22 protein-coding genes are annotated in these 21,708 nt (G+C 60.1%); 16 read left to right on the top strand and 6 right to left on the bottom strand.

Annotation, left to right across the window (positions count from 1 at the left end; all coding sequences use genetic code 11):
• Positions 1-80 precede the first annotated feature (80 nt).
• From ACO07N_RS24430 to phnX, 3 genes are all read right to left on the bottom strand, one after another.
• Positions 81-893, bottom strand: a complete 813-nt coding sequence (locus ACO07N_RS24430; protein ID WP_421983494.1) for an NAD kinase — start codon at positions 891-893, stop codon at positions 81-83.
• A 120-nt stretch (positions 894-1,013) separates the two neighbouring features.
• A complete protein-coding gene (locus ACO07N_RS24425; RefSeq protein WP_421983493.1) occupies positions 1,014-1,847 on the bottom strand; it encodes a trypsin-like serine peptidase in 834 nt (277 codons plus the stop codon).
• Between the two features lie 217 nt (positions 1,848-2,064).
• The gene (phnX, locus tag ACO07N_RS24420; protein ID WP_421983492.1) at positions 2,065-2,847 is read right to left on the bottom strand and encodes a phosphonoacetaldehyde hydrolase; all 783 of its coding nucleotides are present in this window, start codon (positions 2,845-2,847) and stop codon (positions 2,065-2,067) included.
• A gap of 556 nt (positions 2,848-3,403) precedes the next feature.
• On the opposite strand from phnX, the gene cyoA reads away from it, so the two are divergent.
• The 5 genes from cyoA to adhP all read left to right on the top strand — a co-directional run bounded on the left by cyoA (position 3,404) and on the right by adhP (position 8,410).
• Positions 3,404-4,324 (top strand): ubiquinol oxidase subunit II, encoded by a 921-nt coding sequence (gene cyoA / locus ACO07N_RS24415; protein ID WP_421983491.1) that lies wholly within the window; start codon positions 3,404-3,406, stop codon positions 4,322-4,324.
• On the top strand, positions 4,324-6,363 hold the full coding sequence (locus tag ACO07N_RS24410) for a cbb3-type cytochrome c oxidase subunit I (protein ID WP_421983490.1): 2,040 nt from the start codon (positions 4,324-4,326) through the stop codon (positions 6,361-6,363). The genes cyoA and ACO07N_RS24410 overlap by 1 nt, the downstream gene beginning before the upstream one ends.
• Complete coding sequence (gene cyoC / locus ACO07N_RS24405; RefSeq protein ID WP_421983489.1) at positions 6,363-6,968, top strand: cytochrome o ubiquinol oxidase subunit III; 606 nt, start codon at positions 6,363-6,365, stop codon at positions 6,966-6,968. Before ACO07N_RS24410 ends, cyoC begins: the two co-directional genes overlap by 1 nt.
• 8 nt (positions 6,969-6,976) lie before the next feature.
• A complete protein-coding gene (cyoD, locus tag ACO07N_RS24400; RefSeq protein ID WP_421983488.1) occupies positions 6,977-7,282 on the top strand; it encodes a cytochrome o ubiquinol oxidase subunit IV in 306 nt (101 codons plus the stop codon).
• 111 nt (positions 7,283-7,393) lie between these two features.
• A complete protein-coding gene (adhP, locus tag ACO07N_RS24395) occupies positions 7,394-8,410 on the top strand; it encodes an alcohol dehydrogenase AdhP (protein WP_421983487.1) in 1,017 nt (338 codons plus the stop codon).
• 67 nt (positions 8,411-8,477) lie between these two features.
• On the opposite strand, the gene mscL is transcribed toward adhP, so the two are convergent.
• On the bottom strand, positions 8,478-8,912 hold the full coding sequence (gene mscL / locus ACO07N_RS24390) for a large conductance mechanosensitive channel protein MscL (protein WP_421983486.1): 435 nt from the start codon (positions 8,910-8,912) through the stop codon (positions 8,478-8,480).
• Entirely contained in the window at positions 8,905-9,177 is a 273-nt protein-coding gene (locus ACO07N_RS24385; protein WP_421983485.1) for a hypothetical protein, read from the bottom strand. The genes mscL and ACO07N_RS24385 overlap by 8 nt, the downstream gene beginning before the upstream one ends.
• Positions 9,178-9,397: 220 nt before the next feature.
• Here ACO07N_RS24385 and ACO07N_RS24380 point away from each other — a divergent pair, with 220 nt between their 5' ends.
• The 5 genes from ACO07N_RS24380 (at position 9,398) to ACO07N_RS24360 (ending at position 13,841) form a co-directional block, all read left to right on the top strand.
• A complete protein-coding gene (locus ACO07N_RS24380) occupies positions 9,398-9,667 on the top strand; it encodes a hypothetical protein (RefSeq protein ID WP_421983484.1) in 270 nt (89 codons plus the stop codon).
• Between the two features lie 115 nt (positions 9,668-9,782).
• Positions 9,783-10,709 carry a TAXI family TRAP transporter solute-binding subunit gene (locus ACO07N_RS24375; protein ID WP_421983483.1) on the top strand — a complete coding sequence of 309 codons (927 nt, stop codon included), beginning with the start codon at positions 9,783-9,785 and terminating at the stop codon, positions 10,707-10,709.
• A 77-nt stretch (positions 10,710-10,786) separates the two neighbouring features.
• Positions 10,787-12,679 (top strand): TRAP transporter permease, encoded by a 1,893-nt coding sequence (locus ACO07N_RS24370; protein WP_421983482.1) that lies wholly within the window; start codon positions 10,787-10,789, stop codon positions 12,677-12,679.
• 16 nt (positions 12,680-12,695) lie between these two features.
• The gene (locus tag ACO07N_RS24365) at positions 12,696-13,280 is read left to right on the top strand and encodes a cupin domain-containing protein (protein ID WP_421983481.1); all 585 of its coding nucleotides are present in this window, start codon (positions 12,696-12,698) and stop codon (positions 13,278-13,280) included.
• 36 nt (positions 13,281-13,316) lie between these two features.
• A complete protein-coding gene (locus ACO07N_RS24360) occupies positions 13,317-13,841 on the top strand; it encodes a ricin-type beta-trefoil lectin domain protein (protein WP_421983480.1) in 525 nt (174 codons plus the stop codon).
• A 41-nt stretch (positions 13,842-13,882) separates the two neighbouring features.
• Here ACO07N_RS24360 and ACO07N_RS24355 read toward each other — a convergent pair whose 3' ends face one another.
• Complete coding sequence (locus ACO07N_RS24355; protein WP_421983479.1) at positions 13,883-14,872, bottom strand: ester cyclase; 990 nt, start codon at positions 14,870-14,872, stop codon at positions 13,883-13,885.
• A gap of 150 nt (positions 14,873-15,022) precedes the next feature.
• Here ACO07N_RS24355 and ACO07N_RS24350 point away from each other — a divergent pair, with 150 nt between their 5' ends.
• From ACO07N_RS24350 to hisD, 6 genes are all read left to right on the top strand, one after another.
• Positions 15,023-16,078, top strand: a complete 1,056-nt coding sequence (locus ACO07N_RS24350; RefSeq protein ID WP_421984484.1) for an ABC transporter ATP-binding protein — start codon at positions 15,023-15,025, stop codon at positions 16,076-16,078.
• Positions 16,079-16,155: 77 nt separating this feature from the next.
• A complete protein-coding gene (locus ACO07N_RS24345; RefSeq protein ID WP_421983478.1) occupies positions 16,156-17,361 on the top strand; it encodes an ABC transporter substrate-binding protein in 1,206 nt (401 codons plus the stop codon).
• 132 nt (positions 17,362-17,493) lie between these two features.
• Positions 17,494-18,519, top strand: a complete 1,026-nt coding sequence (locus ACO07N_RS24340) for a carbohydrate ABC transporter permease (RefSeq protein WP_421983477.1) — start codon at positions 17,494-17,496, stop codon at positions 18,517-18,519.
• Positions 18,516-19,673 carry a carbohydrate ABC transporter permease gene (locus ACO07N_RS24335; RefSeq protein WP_421983476.1) on the top strand — a complete coding sequence of 386 codons (1,158 nt, stop codon included), beginning with the start codon at positions 18,516-18,518 and terminating at the stop codon, positions 19,671-19,673. The genes ACO07N_RS24340 and ACO07N_RS24335 overlap by 4 nt, the downstream gene beginning before the upstream one ends.
• Before the next feature lie 41 nt (positions 19,674-19,714).
• Positions 19,715-20,251, top strand: coding sequence for an ester cyclase (locus ACO07N_RS24330; protein ID WP_421983475.1), 537 nt, complete (start codon positions 19,715-19,717; stop codon positions 20,249-20,251).
• A 146-nt stretch (positions 20,252-20,397) separates the two neighbouring features.
• On the top strand, positions 20,398-21,708 hold the full coding sequence (gene hisD, locus ACO07N_RS24325; RefSeq protein ID WP_421983474.1) for a histidinol dehydrogenase: 1,311 nt from the start codon (positions 20,398-20,400) through the stop codon (positions 21,706-21,708).

Genomic DNA, 21,708 nt, shown 5'->3' with positions numbered 1-21,708 from the left:
GTGCGGGTTCAAACGTCTCCGGAGTATGATCTCAGTCGCTTAACAGGCTGTTGCCAGGAGCGGTTTTTTCAAAGAAACGTTCAGTAACGGAACATCTCCGACAGGATGCGCTCGTCCCAGCCGTGATCGGAGTCGAACATGATCACGCCCTTCGCCCGGGTGGATTCCCTCACGCTCACGCGCGTCACGCGGCGGATTTCCGTGTGATCGGCGGACGCGCTCACCGGGCGTTTGTCCGCTTCGAGGATCTCGATGTCGACCTGTGCGCCATTGGGAAGGAGGGCCCCGCGCCATCGCCTCGGTCGGAAAGCACTGATCGGGGTGAGGGCCAGCAACTGCGCCGTGATCGGCAGGATCGGGCCGTGGGCGGACAGGTTATACGCGGTGCTGCCGGCAGGCGTTGCGACAATGATGCCGTCGCAGACAAGCTCTTCCAGCCGGACTTTCCCGTCGACCGAGATTCGAAGGCGGGCTGCCTGGGAGGTCTGGCGCAGCAGCGAGACTTCATTGATGGCAAGCGCCTCGTGTTCATTGCCGTCTTCGTCGAGCGCCGTCAGTTCGAGCGGGCGAATGGTAGTAACATCCGCTTTTGCCAGACGGTCTGGCAGGTTGTCTTCCCGGTACTCGTTCATCAGGAAACCGACCGAGCCCCGGTTCATTCCGTAGATCGGCTTGCAGCTTGCCATGTGCGCATGAAGTGTCTGCAGCATCAAACCGTCGCCGCCGAGTGCGACAACCATGTCGGCTTCATCGGCATCAACGTTGCCATAGCGCTCGGACAACGCGGCCAGCGCACGCTGCGCCTCATCGGTCTCGCTCGCGACAAAGGCGAGCTTGCGTGTCGCGACAGCCTTGCTTTCAGTCGACGTCGGAGGAGGTGCGGATTGGTTCATCGTCCAAAGCTCGTAGTCTGAAAGGTGCGGGGCTGCCCGGCACAGATCGGCGTCCTCTGGGCAACCGGACTTTCACCATACCGGCAATGGCGGGTTGGGACAGTGACTTTTTCGTCCATGTCAATTCGACTGCGCATTTGCGCCGCCATCCGCCGATGGAACTTCGCCTTCCAGTTCACGATCGCAGGACGCCGTAGCGATGAGGTCCTGCCATTCCGGAAAAGGGACGACGATGGATCGCTCGTCGTTGATCTTGGACGACATGACCGCCGCGACCCTCGGACCGAAAATCGTGTTGACCATGAGCGGTCCTCCCGATGCACCCGTTTCGGTGTTGCAATCAGTTATCCAGACATCTTCCTGGCTCCCGAGGACAGAACAGGATGAGACGACCGTGGGAAGATATGGTCTGCTCCGGCGATATCCGACCGAGAGAAAGCGCGTCGACTGGCGCAGTCTGCGCGATTCGTCCGGAGTCAGCGGCGGAAGCGGAAACAGTGTGCTCGGCTCCTTGAGCACAATGAGGCCGAGATCCTTGCGGATTTCGTTGAGTTTCGGGCGGCGTCTGGGAACATAATCCTCCGGCGTCAACAGGCACTCCGCCTCAAGCCTTTCGGCGTACTGATCACGCCTCACGCCCGCAATGAAAAGCACTTCGTCGGCCGGTAGTTTCTGCTTCGTTTTGGAACTCACGATGCAATGCGCGGCGGTGAGAACGAGATTCGGTGCAATCAGGGTGCCGGTGCAACTTGACACGGACTTGTATCCGGCCCGGTTGACGCGCCCGATCGAATGCCAGGGATAATCCGTGCTGTCGATGACCTTGAGTTCAGCCTTGGCAAGTGCGGTCTGTATTGGGGCTGGCGTGACCACCAAGGCCAAGACAACTGAAGCACAGGCCGGGAGCCAGCTTTTCGATCTGGCAAGTTGGTGTCCGCGTCTGATGAGGCGCATGTCGTCCAATCCCGTTTCGCACATCCGGCGCCACCTGTTTTCCGCATCGAGAACCAGTCAAGGCGCATTTGACTAGCGATAGTAGTCCCAGACCATCGTTCTTGCCAATGTCCGTCGTTCAAACGCATGCGGGCATGTCCGTGCCCTAGTGCCGGAGTTTCAAAACCGCGCTTTTCAGCCGGGACGTGGGCAATGGGCAGAATGTTCGGCCTTTTGGTCAGTCAACATCCAGCATTTCGATCAGGGCGGGGAGATCTGCAACAGTATCGATGACATGGTCCGCGCCCGCTGCTTTCAACTTCGCCGTCGCATGTTGACGCAGCAGGTCGATCTCAGATTCCGAAAGGGCAGCAAGTTCGTCCGGCGTCTTGCCGGCGTAATTCCCGGAAAGTGCAAGCCCGACCGTCAGGCACCCCGCCGCGACACCTTCGGCGATGCCCGGTTCCGTGTCATCGACCTTGATCACGGCGGACGGCGGATAGGCGACGAGGTCCACGAAGCACTTGTACATACCGAGAGGACCCGGCCGGCCCTCGGGCAGGTCATCAGAGCAGACGAGGTTGTCCGGGGTGTAGCCCTGTTCGGCAGCTCTCGGGAGAACGTTTTCCATGATCGAGCGCGTATAGCCCGTGGTAGAGCCGATCTTGAGACCCCTGCCTCTCAGGGTCTTGACCATCTCGGCGGCGCCGGGCACGAGGTCCGCAAAATCCGCCACGACCTTTTCATTCATAGGGACAAAGATCTCGTAGACCTTGTCGACATCGGCATCTGTTGGTGCCGCGCCAAATTTAGCCGTCCACTGCGCGGCAATACCGGGGTCGTCCATCATGTCGCGGATATGATCCCACTTGGGCTTGCCCATCGGTCCGCGCGCCTGTTCAATCGATGCCGAAATACCGAATTCTTCGAAGGCCTTGACGAAGACACCCATCGGCGCGAACGAGCCGAAGTCGATCATTGTTCCGGCCCAATCGAAGACCACGGCTTTGAACTTGCTCATTTTCTGTCCTTATGGCCAAGGGCTTGAGGTGATTTCCCCGCCGGTTGCAAAGGTCGCCGGTGTTCGGTGATTGACAGCTCTCTGGACAAACCGAGTCGCATTCCGGGGCGCGTCCGTCAAGCGCTCGTGGTCAAGCGCAGACGCATATATGCGGATCCTGAACGGGCCGAACCGATAGGGGCGGATTTCATTGGTTGCGTTCATGTTGTTCTGAAAAATGTTGTTGATGAATTGCCGGCCGGCGGCCCTGTGCACCGTTATGACCGTGTGTGGCTTTGGACCGTGCGGTTGCCATACCAGGATCGCATGACGATCGGGTGAACAGGCCTGAAAACAGTGTTCTGCGCCCATCTCGAACAGAACTCTTCCTCTGATTTCCGCAGCGCAACCCTTTCAAAGCTCGGATGGCTCGGCTAGGCTTGATTCCATTCGGTATAAGGTAATTCGTCGCCGTTGAAATCGCTCGAAAATGAGGAAAGTCACCATGGCTGACTTCTTGAGTGTTCGGGAAACAGGTGGGGTTTTCTTTGCCCCGAACGGCGGAGCATAGGCCAACGTGAATATCCCGCGATCCTTCCGTTCTCCCCTGAAATTGATCGGTTTTGCCGGTGTCCTCGGCATCGCACTGATGCTGCAGGGCTGCGGCCTTTCCAATGCCCCTGTGCTTCATCCGAAGGGGCCGATCGCGCTGGCGGAGCGGGATCTTCTTTTCACTGCCTTCTGGGTGATGATGATCGTTGCGATCCCGGCGATTGTTCTGACGCTCTTCTTCGTCTGGCGTTACCGGAGCGGGGCCAAGACGGCTGCCTATTCGCCTGATTGGGACAGTTCCTGGAAAATCGAAATGGTGGTCTGGCTGGTGCCGGCCGCAATCATTGTCGTTCTGGGAACGCTGGTCTGGCAATCCACGCACAAGCTTGATCCCTACAAGGCAATCGCGTCGGACAAGGCTGCGTTCAAGGTGCAGGCGATTGCACTCGACTGGAAATGGCTGTTCCTCTACCCGGAACTTGGCGTGGCCAGCGTCAACGAGCTTGCCTTTCCGGCGGATCGTCCGCTTTCCATCGAGATCACGTCGGATACGGTCATGAACTCGCTCATGATCCCGGCGCTGGGCGGTCAGATCTACGCCATGGCCGGCATGCGCTCCGAGCTTAATCTCCTCGCGGACGAGCCCGGCACCTTCATGGGCCGGAACACGATGTATTCCGGCGACGGATTTCCCGACCAGCACTTCAAGGCGCATGCGATGAGCGAAGCGGATTTCACCAGCTGGAAGACCAAGGTTTCCGGGCAGGGGACATCACTTGACTGCAAAAGCTACCTTGAACTGCACAAGCAGAGCGTTGCCGATCCGGTTACCTATTTTGCGTCCTTCGAGGCCGACCTGTTCAAGCTGATCCTGCAGAAATACGCGCCGGCGGGGGGACCCGATGCAAGCAGGGCGGCCGAACTCTTCTGCAAGGAGGCTGCGTGATGCTGGGACGCCTGACTTTCGAGGCCATTCCGCTTTATTCGTGGGTTGCAATGGGCGGTGCAGCCGTGACCGTCGGCGGCGGTCTCGCGGTGTTCTTCCTGATCACCTATCTCAGAGCCTGGAAGGTGCTTTGGACCGACTGGCTGACAAGCCTCGATCACAAGAAGATCGGCATCATGTACGTGGTGCTCGCGCTGGTCATGCTCGTGCGCGGTTTCATCGATGCCCTGATGATGCGTGCGCAGCAGGCGATTGCGCTCAACAACGAGGGCTATCTGCCGCCAGAGCACTTCGAGCAGATCTTTTCCTCGCACGGCACGATCATGATCTTTTTCGTGGCGATGCCGTTTCTGACCGGGCTGATCAACATCATCGTGCCGCAGCAGATCGGTGCGCGCGACGTCGCGTTTCCGTTCCTGAACTCTGTCAGTCTCTTCCTGACGGCGGCCGGTGCGGGGCTGGTGCTGATTTCCCTCGCAATCGGAAAGTTCTCAACGGCGGGCTGGACCGGGTATCCACCCTATTCGGGGATCGACTACAATCCCGGCGTGGGGGTCGACTACTGGCTCTGGGCGCTGATCGTCAGCGGCGTCGGCAGCACCGCGTCCGGGATCAACTTCATCGTGACGATCGTCAAGAACAGGTGCCCGGGCATGACCTACATGCGCATGCCGATGTTCACCTGGACGACGCTTTGCATCTCGATCCTGATCGCGTTCGCGTTCCCGGCCCTGACCGTGGTCGCGGCTCAATTGGCGCTGGACCGGACTCTCGGCTTCCATTTCTTCACCAACGGGGACGGCGGCAACATGATGCTGTTCGCCAACCTTCTGTGGATCTGGGGGCACCCGGAAGTCTATATCCTGATCCTGCCGGCTTTCGGCATCTTTTCGGAAGTCGTGGCGACATTCTCGCGTAAACGCCTGTTCGGTTACAAATCGCTGGTCTATGCGACCGCGTGCATTGCCATTCTCTCCTTCACGGTCTGGCTGCACCACTTTTTCACGATGGGGTCTTCGGCCAACGTGAACGCGGTTTTCGGCATTGCAACCATGATCATCGCCGTACCGACTGGCGTGAAGATCTTCGACTGGATGTTCACCATGTATCGCGGCCGGATCGAGTTCCATCCGTCGATGGTGTTCACGATCGGCTTCATGGTGACTTTCGTCATCGGGGGCGTGACCGGCGTCCTACTCGCGTTGCCGCCGGCGGATTACCTGATGCACAATTCCACCTTCCTGGTGGCGCACTTTCACAACATGCTGATTCCCGGCGCGTTGTTCGGTTACTTTGCCGGTCTGAACTACTGGTTCCCGAAGGCCTTCGGCTTCAAGCTGGACGCCAAGTGGGGGATCCGTTCCTTCTGGTTCTGGATCATCGGCTTCTACCTCGCTTTCATGCCGCTTTACGTGCTCGGATTCATGGGCATGAGCCGGCGCATGGAGCACTACGCCGATCCGAACTGGCAGCCCTACCTCGTCGTTGCTGCGCTCGGCGCTGTGTGTGTTCTCATCGGGATCGTCTGTATTGCGATCCAGCTTTATGTTTCGGCGAAGAATTGGGGGTCTGCGCGTGACCTGACCGGAGATCCCTGGAACGGGCGGACACTGGAGTGGGCAACCGCGTCGCCGCCGGCGCCTTACAATTTTGCCATCGTGCCGACGGTGAACGACATCGACGCCTTCCACGACATGAAGCTCAACGGAACTGCTTACCAGCATCCGGGAGCCTACGAAGACATCGTGATGCCAAAGAGCAGCGGGCTTGGCCCGATCCTCGGGGCACTGTCATTCGCGCTCGGGTTCGCCATGGTCTGGTACATCTGGTGGCTTGCAGCGCTGGCCTTTGTCCTGGCCCTTGTCTGTGTCGGCATCCGGTCCTGCGACGACGACAGCGAGTTCATTATTCCGGCGTCGGATGTCGCCAGTATCGAGGCGGCTCGTCTGGGGCAGATAACCGCAGCGGACATGCGTGACATGCGCGACTTCCAGCCGCTCGGACCCGCTTCGGGCGCACCAATGCCGGGGAGGGCGTGATGTCGGAGACAACCCTGAACAGCGAACTTCTCGAACACGAAGAGAAAAAATCCCTGGCATCGCGCGAATTCGGCTTTTGGGTCTATCTGATGACTGATGCCGTCATTTTCGCGCTGCTGTTTGCGTCCTATGTCGTGCTTTCGAAGAACTCCGCGGCGGGTCCGACATCAAAGGATCTTTTCGATCTCGGCCACACCGCGGGCGAGACGGCTCTCTTGCTGCTGTCCAGTCTGACCTTCGGCCTGGCGACGATCGCCATGACGGCTGATCGCGCCGGACGTGTTGTGCAGTGGCTCTTCGTAACCCTGATCCTGGGCCTCGGCTTTCTCGCAATGGAGATGCTCGAGTTTCACGGAATGATCGCCCAGGGCGCTGGGCCGGGCACCAGCGGTTTCCTGTCGGCATTCTTCACGCTTGTCGGGACACACGGGCTTCATGTCGCGTTCGGGGCGATCGGGATCTGCGTGATGATCGGGCAGGTGATGGTCAAGGGATTGACGCTGCCGGTGCGCTCGCGTCTCGTCCGGCTCGGCCTGTTCTGGCATTTCCTCGATATCGTCTGGATCGGTATCTTTTCCGTCGTTTACCTGCCGGGTGTCATGTAGGAGGGACCATGGATCATTCAGCTGAACGCAGTCTGTCGACCTACCTGACCGGATTCGCTCTTGCCGTCGTTCTGACCGCCATTCCCTTCGCGCTTGTCTGGGGCGGGCTGCTGACCGGTCCTGTGGTCTACGCGGTCATAGCGGTTGCCGCCGTTCTGCAGGTGATCGTGCACCTGGTTTTCTTCCTGCACATGGATTTCAAGTCGACGCCCGGTGAAAACCTCTTCTTCCTCGGTTTTGCCGCCGTTCTGATCTGCATCATGGTCGGCGGCAGCCTTTGGATCATGATGGATCTTCACCACCGCATGATGTGATGCGCGCATCCTGACAGCCTTTCGCGGATAGATTGCTCTCGATCAATGACGCCGGCCCCTTTCCCGTGGGAACAAGACCCGGTGTTAGGTCTGAAGAGGAAGGGATCGGCCATGCCAAAGATGAATGCTGCCGTTGTTCGCGAGTTCGGAGCGCCGCTCGACCTTTGCGAGGTTGAAAAACCGGAGGTCAAGGACGGCAAGATCGTCGTGAAAGTCGTGGCATCGGGTGTCTGCCACACCGATCTGCATGCGGCGAACGGCGACTGGCCGGTCAAGCCGAGCCCGCCCTTCATTCCCGGTCACGAGGGCGTCGGGTTTGTCGCCGAGGTCGGTGCCGGGGTCACTTCGGTGAAGGAGGGGGACCGGGTCGGGATCCCCTGGCTCCATTCGGCCTGCGGACACTGCAGGCACTGCATGGGCGGCTGGGAAACGCTCTGCACCGATCAGCAGAATACCGGTTACAGCGTGAACGGCGGCTTTGCCGATTATGTTCTGGCGGATCCGGACTATGTCGGGCACCTTCCGGACGGGCTGGAATTCGCGCCCGCAGCGCCGGTCCTGTGCGCGGGCGTGACCGTCTATAAAGGTCTCAAGGAAACGGATACGCGGCCGGGACAGACGGTGGTGATATCCGGGATCGGCGGTCTCGGCCACATGGCGGTGCAATATGCCAAGGCCATGGGACTTCACGTGATCGCCGTTGATATCGCCGATGACAAACTGAAGCTTGCCACGTCTCTCGGAGCGGATCAGGTGATCAATGCACTGGAGACGGACCCGGTCGCCGAAGTGCAGGCCGGCGGCGGCGCCGAGGGCGTGCTGGTGACCGCAGTTGCCGGCAAGTCCTTCGAGCAGGGTGTCGGGATGCTGGCGCGGGGCGGCACGATGAGCCTCGTCGGGTTGCCACCCGAGGATTTCCCGCTTTCCATTTTCGACACGGTTTTGAACCGCAAGACCATCCGCGGTTCCATTGTCGGAACGCGTCTCGATCTTGCCGAGTCGCTGCAATTTGCCGCCGAGGGCCTCGTGGCTTCGCACTACACGGAGGAAACGCTGTCCGACGTGAACAGCATTTTCGACCGCATGAAGGCGGGCACCATCGACGGCAGGATCGTCATGGCGATCTGACAGGCGTTGCCGATATCGTTCGGCCAGCACCGTTCAGGAACGTGCTGGCCGGATTTACGGTTTCGCGTCAGGCCTGTGCCTTGAGCACGTCGCGGATTTCCGCGAGCAGTTCCTCGGTTGTCGGTCCCTTCGGTTCTTCCGGTGCGGGCTCTTCCTTGGGTGTTGCCGCGTCCTTGATGCGGTTGACCGACTTGACCAGCATGAACACGACCCAGGCGATGATCAGAAAATTGATGACCGCCATGATGAACGCGCCATAGGCGAATACGGAAGCCCCGGCTTCGCGCGCTGCTTCCAGCGAGGCACCAGCGGGCACTTCACCCGCGAGTACCGCGTAATTGTTGGTGAAATCGACCCCACCGGAAACCAGCCCGATGATGGGGTTGATCAGATCGCCGACCAGGGATGTCACGATTGCCGTGAAGGCGGCACCTATGATGATGCCGACCGCCATGTCCATGACATTGCCCTTGGCAATGAAATCCTTGAATTCATTAATCATTATTCCCTCCAACCCGAGGGTACGGACCCATAAATGAAGTCAATTTGGTTTGGATCGTTTTGACCTGCTCCAAGGAGCGAAAGCGCAGGAAATGTGGTTCATTTTCAAGCCTTTCGCGACGTGGCAGATGGCCAAAACGGCCAAATCCGAAGGACGGCAAAATGGCTTCACCTCGCAGCATCACCGCGCTTGACCGGGCATAAAGCCCGCTCTGCGCACGCTTTCTGGCGAGATTTTGCCATTTCTGCCGCCAAATCGGCTTCATTTATGGGTCCGTACCCTAATTTGTGCAATGGGTCCCCGTCCGGCCCCGCGCGCATGCAGCCTACTAAATTTTTACAGTGTTGTATTGTTTGGATGCGCCATTCCCTTGGCCCTGCAAACGCGGGGCTAGTGTTTCCCGTGGGCGTCAGTTCCACACACGGACACCAGAATTTCACAATCGCTTGTCAAGGTTGGCGGTATCGACTGTTAGGAGGAATTCCATGCGATTGATTTCCGCCCGCACGGCCCTTTATGCCTGCTCCGCTCTCTTCCTGGCGGGTCTGACCCAGAATGCGATGGCAACCTGTGCCGCCGATATCAGCAAGGTTGAATACGCCATCGATCACGCGAAGCGCACCGGGATCGACATTACCGACGCCGAACGGATGCGGGCGCTGCTGGAGGATGCGAACAAGGAACGCAAGGCCGGCAACGAGAAGAAGTGCCAGGAACTGATCGACCAGGCGAAGCGAATGGGCAACGTGGAGTAATCTGCCGAGTGAGGAAGCCCAAGTTTCAGAAAATCGATCAAATACAAAAATATCGATAAAAAAATTGAAAAGATCAAATTATCGTCTATCCTGATCACAAACTCGGGAGGACATGATGTTTGACGTGATTAAATCGGCCGGTCTCGCGTGCGGACTGCTTTTCTCGGTGTCGATGGCGCAGGCGGAAGAGCTGCGCATCGGCACGGCGAGCCTGGGCGGCGCCTTTTACCCGATGGGACAGAGCATCTCCAACCTCGTCAACAAGTATGCGGGCGGGGACATCACGATGGTGCCGGTCGTCACCGGCGGATCTGTCCAGAACCCGCGGCTCATCGACAGCGGCGAGGTGGAGATCGCGATCACCAACAACAATCTCGCCGTGCTGGCCGTCAACGGGAAGGGGCCCTACAAGAGCGGTGCGATCGAGATGAGTGCGGTTGCGGCGCTGCACCCGAGCGTTCTGCACATGATCGTGCTGGAAGGCTCGGATATCCAGACCATCGAAGACATCAAGGGCAAGCGCGTCGCGGTCGGTCCGGCAGGCGGCGGTACACTTGGCTTCATGAACTTTCTGCTGCCGCTGCATGGCATGTCCATGGATGACATCACTCCCAGCTTTCTGTCCTATTCGGACGGTTTCAGCCAGCTGAGCGACGGCAATGTCGACGCGGCATTTGCCCTGTCCGGCTATCCGGCGGGTGCGGTGATGCAGGCGGCGGCAGGCAACAAGCTCAGGTTCATCGATTTTTCCGAAGGCATTCTCGACAAGGCCCTGGAAAAGAACGGCGCCTTCAAGGCGGTCGAGATTCCGGCGGATGTCTACGGCACTGCCGAGCCCGGAACGGTGATCGGCGTCAACAACATGCTGATCGTGCCGAACACGCTGTCAGCGGATGTCGTGGAGAAAATCGTGTCGTCGGTGTTCGACAATCTCGAGGAATTCCAGGCAGAGAACGCGAATGCCAAACAGATCGATCCGGCGAATTCGCTGAAACTGGCAATTCCGCTGCACGAAGGTGCGGCACGCTATTTCAACAAGTGATATCGCGGTAACGGACCGGATCGGAGGCGGACCCGCTTGAGCGGGTTCGCATCGGGTCCCGGCATGAGGACGTCCCGGTGGCGAGCCAAACCTTCCGAAAACTGACCTTCAGCAAAGAGGCCGTGATCTACACCGCGGCGCTGTGTCTCGGACTGTTCCATCTTGCCGTCGTCGCCGGCGTGGTGTCGATCTCGACCATGCCGCTGCGGCTGATCCATGTTGCCATGGCCTTTTCGCTGCTTTTCGCGCTCCGGCCCGCATCCGCGCGGCTGGAAGGGACAAAAACGGACCGCGTTTTTTCCCTTTTCCTGATTGCCGCGGCGGTTGGTGCAAGCGCCTGGCTGTTGTCGCGCTGGAAGGCGATTGCCTTCAGCGGAGGGCTGACGACGGACGGCGACTACTATGCGGGAATCGTCATTCTTCTGCTGGTTTTCGAAGCGGCCCGCCGGGGCGTCGGGCTGGTGCTCGCCCTGATTACGCTGGTCTTTTTCTGCTATCCGTTCGTGAGCCCTTACCTTCCGGGCATCCTGAGCGGGCGCGGATACGGCCTGGAGCGGATGGTCTTGTTCCTGACGACCGACACCCAGGGTGTCTATGGCATCCCGATCGGTGTTGCCGCGACCTACATCATCGTCTTTACCATCTTCGGTGCGATGCTGTCGCGTTTCGGTGCGGGAGATTTCTTCTTCGAGACTTCCATCCGGCTGACAAAGGGCCTCAGGGCGGCCAGCGCCAAGTCCGCTGTGCTTTTTTCGACCCTGATCGGCATGGTGTCCGGCTCGGCCGCCGGGAATGTCGCCGTCACGGGGACGGTGACCATTCCCATCATGAAACGGGAAGGCTATCAGCCGCACCAGGCGGGCGCGATCGAAGCCGTCGCTTCCACGGGCGGCCAGCTGATGCCGCCGGTCATGGGAGCCGCCGCCTTCATCATGGCCGAAATCGTCGGCGTGCCCTACACATCGGTTATGGCGGTCGCGATCCTTCCGGCATTGCTTTTCTTCGGATCCGCCTTCTTTGTCGTGCATCTTCAGGCGGTGCGCTCCGGTATCATGCCAAGGCAGACGGATCAGAGCGACGGGCGGCCGCTGGGCGCCGTTCTCCTGGAGGGCGCGCCGTTCATTGGGGCCTTTGCCGTTCTACTCGGTCTGATGCTCGCCGGGTTTTCGCCGTTCAAGGCATCGCTCTGGGGCATGGCGGTGCTGATCGTGCTCTACATTGTCAGGACCCGCCGCATTGACGGCGAACTGATCGGAAAGATTGCAGGCAGTGTTTCCGAAGGCGCGCGCAACGTCATCACGATTTCGGCCGCCTGTGCCGCTGCAGGCGTCATTTCGGGCACGCTCGGGATCACTGGCCTCGGGTCCAAGATCGCGTTGCTGATCGACGTCGCCTCAAACGGCTACCTGATCCTGGCGCTCCTGTTCACGATGATAGCCTCGATCGTTCTGGGCATGGGGCTGCCGACAACGGCGGCTTACCTGATCCTGGCAACCGTCGTCGCTCCGGCGCTGGTCAAGCTGGGCGTACCGATGCTCACGGCGCATTTCTTCGTTTTCTACTACGGCTGCATTTCAACGATCACGCCGCCCGTCGCGCTTGCGTCCTATGTCGCCGGCGGGATTGCCGGAGCCGATGTCAACAAGGTCGGCTGGACGGCAGCTTCCTATGCGCTCACCAGTTTTGTTCTGCCGTTTGCGTTCGTCTTTGGTCCCGGCTTGCTGATGCAGGATGGTGTTGTGGCAAATCTTATCGCCGTCATCACCGGTTTTGCCGGCGTGGGGGCGGTTGCCGCCGGTGTCATCGGCTGCGCGATCCGGCCGCTGTCCGCTTTGAACCGGGCCGTCGCGCTCTGCGCCGGGCTCTGCCTTCTGATCCAGTCGTGGCCGACGCTGGTCCTCGGCGTCGTGCTTCTCGCCTACCTGCTCATCCAGCAAAAGGCGCTTCCCCAAATGTCCCTGAAATCCTGAAACGAGCGGAATGGAAATGGCTAGAGAATTCAGACGTGTCGTGACCGGCCATGACAGCAAAGGCGTTGCCATTGTTGAAAGCGATGGCATAGCGACCCACCGGCTTCAACGGGAGAACCGGCCCGGCGTCACGCTCACCAACTTCTGGCTGTCCAACGGAACGCCTGCGGAGTATGACGGCCCGACCGAGACCTGCGACGGGCCGTTCATTCTGCACCCGCCGGAAAACGGCAGCGTGTTCCGGGTGGTCGAATTCATGCCGGAAGATCCGGAAGTCATGAAGACGCTGGACGGAAAAGCGGCATTCGCGGAAATGGGCGCGGGCGATAATATCGTGGAAGATGCACGGCATCCCTGGATGCACCGGACCAACAGCGTCGACTACGCGGTGATCCTGACAGGCGAGATCTACATGCTGATGGACGAAGAGGACGTCCTCCTGAAAGCCGGCGACGTGGTCGTCCAGCGCGGGACCAATCATGCCTGGTCGAACCGGGGAACGGAGCCGTGTGCGATCGCCTTCGTGCTTGTCGATGGCGTGACGCAACGTTCCGCGCCGCCGGAGGATCGAAAGGGTATTCCGAAAAGGCAGGGCGCCTGAGCGGCAGCCCGTCATTCATCAAGTGAGGACTATCAGATGCGCAAAACCGCACCCTTCCTTGCCTGCCTGCTCATGGGTCTCCCGTCTCAGGTGCGCGCCGAAGCGCCCGATCTCAAGACACCGGCGCCGGTGATCTATCTTGCGGACAATCTCGACGAGGCCGACAATCTCGGCTGGTGCATCGACACGCAGGGGCGCGGGTTCGGGGAAAATCTCCACGCCCATTCGTGCAAGCCGCGCGGAGGGGACGTCCAGTTCACTTTCGACACGGCGTCCGGGCAGATCCGCTCCGTTGCCTTTGACGGCAAGTGCATGGAACTCATCGCACCAGGCGATCCCGCAATCGCGTTCGGGTTGCGCGACTGCGCCGATGGCAAAGCGGAGCAGCTGTTTGCCTTCGACGGGCCAAGTGGACACATCACCCCTGGGAGCAGGCCCGGCGACTGTGTGGCGGCTGGGGCCGCCAGCCGCGCCGCCGGGCCGTTCATGTCCCGTGACCTGATCCTTGCGGCCTGCGCGACTGCCGATCCCGCAGTGGTATCATGGCGCGAGAAGAAATAGGCCGGCCGCAAGTCTTTCCCGCGGAGCGGTAGGTGGTTGCGTCAGGGGCGCGCCTGTTCGCCGATCAGATCCCGCCCCATCTGCCTGAACAGGTCCACATAATCGAGCATGACCCAGTTCTCCATGATCTTGCCGCCGGCGCAGCGGTAGAAGTCCATGACGCGGAGCGTCAGCGCCCTGTTGGTCGCCGGAACGCCGATATAGTCGCCCTTGTGGGTCATGGTCATGGAGGGCCAGCCGCTGACGGCAGCAAAATCGCCGTCGCCGATCCGGCAATAGTGATTGCCGCCGACACGATCGGGAAACGCCGTCAGGAATGACGCCCGGTGATCCTTTTCAAAACCGCTCCAGCGATAGTTGGAACCGATCCCGCCCGGTCCGTACCAAAGCATGTCGTCATGCCAGTACCCGTCCTCACCGGTTTGTCCCTTCGAGGTGAAGTTTTCCGGATCAAAGGCCTTCAGGTCTGCCAGCATCGCCTCGCAGAGATCGAGGGTCGTTTCACCGTCCGCCTGGCCGACCGGCATCACACCGTCATGCGTGGCCGGGCCGGGGAACAGCATCTCCGTGCCGAGGATGCGGGGCAGGGGGAAGCGCCCGGCCTGGCGCATGAGGTCGATCAGGTCGAGAATGATCTTGGCTTCCGAGATCCGTCCGTCTTCCTCGATGCGGTAGAATTCACCCGAACGCAGAAACGCCAGACGGTTCGATGGTTGGACGCCGAAGAGCGGCTTTTCGAAATTACCGAGATAATGTGTGAATGAAGCGCACCAGTGCCCGCCGGGTTCGCGGCGGTTCGGTCCGCCGATGAAAATCTCGTCGCGGCGGCGCACATGCGAAAGGGCCTCCTTCAGGGGTTCGAAAAAGGCGCTGCGCACGCTGTCGCGTCCGCTCAGACGGTTCACCGGATCTGAGATATCGAAGATCACATCTTCCTTCAGATGGCGGGCGAGAAGGTCATCGGTCTCCCGTGCCGGAGTGGCCAGAACGGTGTTCAGGAAGCTGTGGGGTGCGCGCCGGAAATCGGACATTGGGTACCTTGCAGGTTTCAGAGATATGAAGGTATAGCAACAATTTTGCATTCGTATGCAAAAAAACGTTGCCAAAGTCTTTTCGCTGTGTCTAGCTGTTTTGCATAGGAATGCAAAATTGATCTGAAAACAGTCGAAGAGGGGATGGCTGTGGCAGAAATTCAGCTCAAGAATGTGTCGAAGCGGTGGGGATCTTTTGTCGGCGTCGACAATTTCGATCTCACCATCGCCGACCGTGAGTTTCTGGTACTTCTCGGCCCGTCCGGTTGCGGCAAGACAACCACGATGCGCATGATCGCCGGACTGGAAGATGCGACCGGCGGCGAGATCATCATAGGCGACAGGGTCGTGAACGACCTGGATCCGAAAGATCGGGACATCGCCATGGTGTTCCAGTCCTACGGCCTCTACCCGAACATGAATGTCTACGAGAACATTCGCTTTCCCCTGAAAGTGCGGAAGGTCGATCCGGCAACGCATGATGAACGCGTGCGCCGGGCAAGCGCCATGGTCGAACTGGACGAGTTCCTGCATCGCAAGCCGGCAGAGCTCTCCGGCGGCCAGCGCCAGCGCGTCGCCCTGGCGCGCGCGATCGTGCGCGAGCCGAATGTGTTCCTAATGGACGAGCCGCTTTCCAACCTCGACGCCAAGCTCCGTGTTTCGACGCGGGCGCAGATCAAGAACCTTCAGCACGAGCTGAAGGTCACGACCATCTACGTGACGCATGACCAGATCGAGGCGATGACCCTGGCGGACCGGGTTGTCGTGATGAAGCGCGGTATCATCCAGCAGGTGGGCTCGCCGACCGAAATCTACGACCGTCCTGCCAACACGTTCGTTGCCAGCTTTATCGGATCGCCCGCGATGAACCTCATGGAGGGTACGCTCTCCGGCGGTACCTTCACGGGCGAGAACGTGGCGATCCAGGGGCTCAATGCCCCTGACGGCCCGGTCACGCTCGGCTTCCGGGCAGAGGACGCGGCTGTCGCCGGTTCGAGCGCAGAGGCGGAGATCAGCGCTCCGGTCTACACGATGGAACTCCTGGGTGATGCCACCATGATCACGGTGAAAGCCGGGGGTGCGCTGGTGTCGGTCAAGGCCAACAAGGACTACCGCATCGAAATCGATGAAACGGTCGGTTTGCATATTCCGCCGGAAATCTGTCACCTTTTCGATCACGAGACGGGCGCGCGTATCGACGCGTAAGCCTGTCCGAACCCGGCTCACAGCCGAAAACCAGAAGAGCGCCAGACGGCGCAAGGAACAGCAGGGAGACCTGACGCATGCTCAAGAAACTTCTTCTCGCCAGCGCAATGACGCTGGCAGTCACAGGTGCGGCGAGCGCTTGTGACTTTGAAAATACCACGCCGGTGAAATCGCTCTCCGCCGGTTTCGAGGCCTGGAAAGCGGTCACGTCATTCATGGCCAAGTGCGGCGATTTCGAAGCCGAGCTCGACCAGGAATTCCGCACCAAGCAGCCGGCGGCGTTCGCTGCCGACCCGTCGCTTTACCAGATTGGCGGTGTCGCCAACGGCACGCTCGTGCCGCTTCTGAACGAAGGCACGATCCGTCCGCTCGACAGCCTTATCGAGAAATACGGTCAGAACCTGACACCGAACCAGCTCATCAAGATCAACGGCGAGACCATGGCTGTCGCCATGATGGTCAATGCCCAGCATCTGATGTACCGCGAGGACATCCTGACGGATCTCGGCATTCCGGTTCCCAAGACCTATGACGAAGTGCTTGCAGCCGCAGCCAAGATCAAGGACGCGGGCGTCGTCGACTATCCGATCGGGGGCACGTTCAAGACCGGCTGGAACCTCGGCGAGGAATTCGTGAACATGTATCTGGGCATGGGCGGTGAATTCTTCGGTCCGGACAATTCGGCAACGATCGACAACGAAGAGGGCGTTGCCTCGCTCGAAATGCTCAAGAAGCTGACCGAGTACATGGATCCGGAATATCTCGTGTCCGACAGCACCTACGTGCAGCAGCAGTTCCAGCAGGGCAAGATCGCCATGGCGAACCTGTGGGCGAGCCGCGCGGGTGCCATGGATGATCCGAACGAGTCGCAGGTTGTCGGCAAGGTCAAGATGGCCGGCGCACCGACGGCAAATGCCCGCGCAGCCTCGACCCTGTGGTGGGACGGGATCGTGATCGCCAAGAATGCGTCGGACGAAGAGGCAGAGGCCGCTTTCCGGGTTGCCATGAACGGCATGACCCCGGAAATGGTCAAGCAAAACAACGATGTCGCTGTCTGGCTTGTCCAGGGATACGAACCGGGCCCACTCGCGCTCGGTGTCGTTCAGACGGCTGAAGCCGGCGCGCTTCCCTATCCGGCCAGCTCGCAGATGGGCCTGATGCACACGGCGCTTGGAAACGGTGTCGCCGACTACCTGACAGGCGCAAAGGATGCCCAGACGACGCTGAAGGACATCTCGGCGGCGTACACGACCTCCGCCAAGGAAGCCGGCTTGATCAAGTAAGCCACCCACGTCTCAGCGAAGGGCGTTCGCGCCCTTCGCCCCGGAGCGTTTTTGAAGAATTCGGGGCAACCGGCCGCGTATTCGTCAAAAGGCCTCCGGCCACGCTCACCGCGCGATTCAAGGGAGGGCAGCATGAATGCCAAGACCTTTGCCGCCTTTGTCGGCCCGTCCATCTTTTTGATGCTGCTCTTCATTGCTGCGCCGCTGATCAGCGTGTTCATGCAAAGCTTCTACATCACCCAGCCCGTCTTCGAGACGGTGCAGGTCGAGACCTGCACGCCCGGTTTCCCCAACCAGACCTGCGTCACCGAGGAAAAGGTGCAGCCGGTCCTCGGTGAGGACGGCAAGGTGGTGACCACCGTCAAGTATGTCGGGCTGGAAAGCTATGTGAACGTTCTGGAACCCGATCGCGCCTGGGCGGCCCTGAAGGCGCTGGATTTCGGTGCGCTGCTGACCATCGATTTCTGGAAGGCCCTCCGTTTCACCCTGACCTTCACGCTGGTGACGCTTCCCCTTGTCATCGGCGTCGGGCTGGCGATCGCAGTCACGGTGAACAACGCCACCCGCATGATACGCGGCCCCATCATTTTCATATCGCTGCTCCCGTTCATCATCACGCCGGTGATCGGGGCTCTATCGATCCGCTGGCTGTTCATCGGTGACGGCATCATGACGGCGTTCCTCGAATGGTGGCTCGCGCGCGACATTTCCATGTTCGCGCAAGGCTGGACGATCGAACTCCTGATGATGTTCTACCGGGTCTGGCACGTGGCGCCCTTTGCCTTCGTGGTCTTCTATGCCGGCCTTCAGACCGTCAACCAGGACACGCTGGAATCGGCCGTGATTGACGGCGCCAGCCGTTGGGAGCGCCTGCGCTACGTGGTCATTCCGCACCTCATGCCGCTGATTGTCTTCATCTCGCTCATTCATCTGATGGATTCCTACCGGGTCTTTGAGGAGATCGTCGGCTTCTCCAGCCAGGCCTACCGGATCTCGCTGCAGTGGCTGACCTACGATCTGCTGACGCCCGATGACAGCGGCAACCGTTCCATTTCGCGCGCATCCGCCAGCGCGATGCTCACCATGATCGGAATTGTCGTGCTGCTTGTGCCGCTCCTGCGCAAGACCTGGCGCGATCACAAGGGGGGACGGGTATGAGTTCGCCGAAATCCATGCAGCAGCCCATGGCGCTGCGTCTGTCCTCCGCAGGTTTCCTGGCCTTCTGGTGTCTGCTGGCAGCCTTCCCGATCTTCTGGATCGCGGTGATGAGCTTCAAGGACCCGATCGATGCCTTCGCGGCGAACCCGCTCAGCGTGATCTTCGGACCGGAAACGGTTGCCACCGGACGCGGTCTATCGATCGTCAGCATCGTCGTTGGCATTGCCGTGCTCTGGTATACCGTCCATCTGGCCGTGACCAAGCTTCCGCGTCTCGTCACGCAGCTTACGCCGCCGGAGTTGATCGTTCCGGGTTGGATCATCGGTGCGCTCGCGTTCGCGCTTGCCTTCCTGATCGTCTTCTTCGGCATTCTGCCGCCGGTTCTGGGAGCGCTGAATTCCGTCCTGGGGCCGCTTGGAAAGCCGATCCTCGGCCTGACGACGGAGCACTACCAGGCGGTCTGGGTTGAGAACGCATTCTACGAGAACTTCATCAACTCCCTGATCATCACCGTCGGGGTCGTGACGGTGTCGCTGACCGTCGGTACCCTGGCCGGCTATGGCCTGGCCCGGTCCGGCTCCAGTCTGGCCTTCTGGATCCTGATCGTGGCCCTGGTGTTCCGCGCGCTGCCGCATTCGGTGCTGGTCGCGGGTTACCTGCCGCCGTTCATCAACTCGGCGGAGATCTTGCGCCCGCTCCTCGGGGAGGCGGCGCCGACACTCTACGGCAAACCCTGGGCGGTCATTGCCGTGCTCGTCTCGATCAACCAGCCCTTCACGATCTGGATGCTGCGCTCGTTCTTCCAGAACATCCCCAATGAACTGGATGAGGCGGCGCGCGTCGACGGCTGCACGCACTTCCAGGCGTTCAGGTGGGTGATCATGCCGGTCATGTGGCCGGGAGTGATAACCACCGGACTGTTCAGCTTCCTGCTGGCCTACAACGACTACCTCGTCTGTTCGCTGCTTCTGGATGCCCAGAACCAGACGATGGTTCCGGCCATCGCGGGCTATTTCAACCGGGAAACGACGACGACGGATCAGGTCGAGGCCGTGGCGGCCGCCGTCTCGATCATCGCACCTCTGTTCCTGCTGATCATGATCTTCCAGCGTCAGATCGTCAGCGGCCTGACGGCGGGCGCGGTCAAGGGCTAAGTCATGAGAAATTCGCAAAAACACGTTCCAACAGGTGAAACATGAAGGGTTCACGTCCCGAACAGGCGGTCCTCAGCCGCGACACGGATATGAGCAAGACGGATGATACGCGCCGTGTCATCGAGGACATGGTCGACGGTCTCAACGATCACCGGATTGCCGATATCGGTGAATTCTTTTCCGATGGTTTCCGCTGGCTGGGCAACACAGGCTGCGGCACCAAGACAGGGTTGAAGGAGTTTCAGGACAACTGGCAAAAACCGTTTCAGGCGGCGTTTTCCGACAAGGTTTGCGTTGATGAAGCCCGGCTCTACATGGGCGAATGGGCAGCCGCCTTCGGGCGACAGGAAGCAACGCATTCCGGGGAGTTCATGGGGATTGCTCCGACCGGAAAGCGGGTCGAGATCCGCTACATGGATTTCTGGAAGGTCGTCGACGGCAAGATTGTCGATAACTGGGTCATGGTCGATTTTCCCCATGTTCTGGCGCAGCTCGGCAAGGATGTGTTCGACGGGCAGGGCTGGGAAGGCTTTGACCGCGGCGAGCGCATTCCGCCTGCGCCGACGAAGGCCGCCTGACCTTGAACTACGCAGTTTTGCGTGTTGCACTTATAGTTGCTTGAACTTTCTGCATACGTATGCAAATTGATAGGTAGTGGTACGGGCGCTCCGGCGAGAGGACTCCTTCAGAAGATGTTCCGCCGGCGCTTTGAAAGGGAAGAAACATGGCCATTGAGTATCTGAAGCGCGGCAAGCCGGAAGCCGAGCGGTCCGAAGACGATGCCAAGGTTCGCTCCATCGTGGAGGGAACGCTCAAGGAGATCGAAAACCGCGGCGATGCCGCCGTGCGCGAGCTGTCCGAAAAGTTCGACAATTATTCTCCCGCATCGTTCAGACTGAGCGCTTCGGAGATCGAAGCCCTGATGAACCAGGTCTCCGCCCGGGACATGGAAGATATCAAGTTCGCGCAGGAACAGGTGCGCAAGTTTGCCGAGGCGCAGCGTGCTTCGATGCTGGATATCGAGGTCGAGACGATGCCCGGCGTGATCCTCGGCCACAAGAACATTCCGGTGCAGTCAGTCGGCTGCTACGTGCCCGGCGGCAAATTTCCGATGGTTGCGTCAGCGCACATGTCGGTGGCAACGGCGTCGGTGGCCGAGGTGCCGCGCATCATCGCGGCCACGCCGCCCTTCAAGGGCGCGCCGAACCCGGCCGTGATCGCCGCCATGCAGCTCGGCGGGGCGCATGAAATCTATGTCCTTGGCGGTATTCAGGCCGTTGGTGCGATGGCGCTCGGGACGGAGACGATCGATCCCGTGCACATGCTGGTCGGGCCGGGCAACGCGTTTGTCGCCGAAGCCAAGCGCCAGCTCTTCGGCAGGGTGGGTATCGATCTGTTCGCGGGCCCGACAGAGACGATGGTGATTGCCGACGAAACGGTCGATGCGGAAATGTGCGCAACCGACCTGCTCGGTCAGGCAGAGCACGGCTACAACTCTCCGGCCGTCCTGGTGACCAACTCCCGCAAGCTTGCGAGCGAGACGCTGTCTGAGATCGAGCGGTTGCTCAAGATCCTGCCGACCGCCGACACCGCCTCCAAGTCATGGGAGGACTATGGCGAGGTGATCCTGTGCGACACCTATGACGAAATGCTGGCCGTTGCAGACGACATCGCCTCGGAACATGTCCAGGTGATGACCGACCGGGACGACTGGTTCCTGGAAAACATGACCTGCTACGGCGCACTGTTCCTGGGCGCACGCACCAATGTCGCCAACGGTGACAAGGTCATCGGAACCAACCACACGCTGCCGACGAAAAAGGCTGGCCGATATACCGGTGGGCTCTGGGTCGGCAAGTTCCTGAAAACCCATTCCTACCAGAAGGTCCTGACCGACGAGGCCGCTGCCGAAATCGGGGCCTATTGCTCGCGCCTGTGCATGCTGGAAGGATTTGTCGGCCACGCCGAGCAGGCCAATGTCCGTGTCCGCAGATATGGAGGCGGCAACGTGCCTTACGGAGAGGCCGCCGAATAA

It is taken from the genome of Roseibium sp. (assembly GCF_965229775.1).
Lineage (GTDB): Bacteria > Pseudomonadota > Alphaproteobacteria > Rhizobiales > Stappiaceae > Roseibium.
This window is presented reverse-complemented; position numbering and strand designations above follow the sequence as displayed.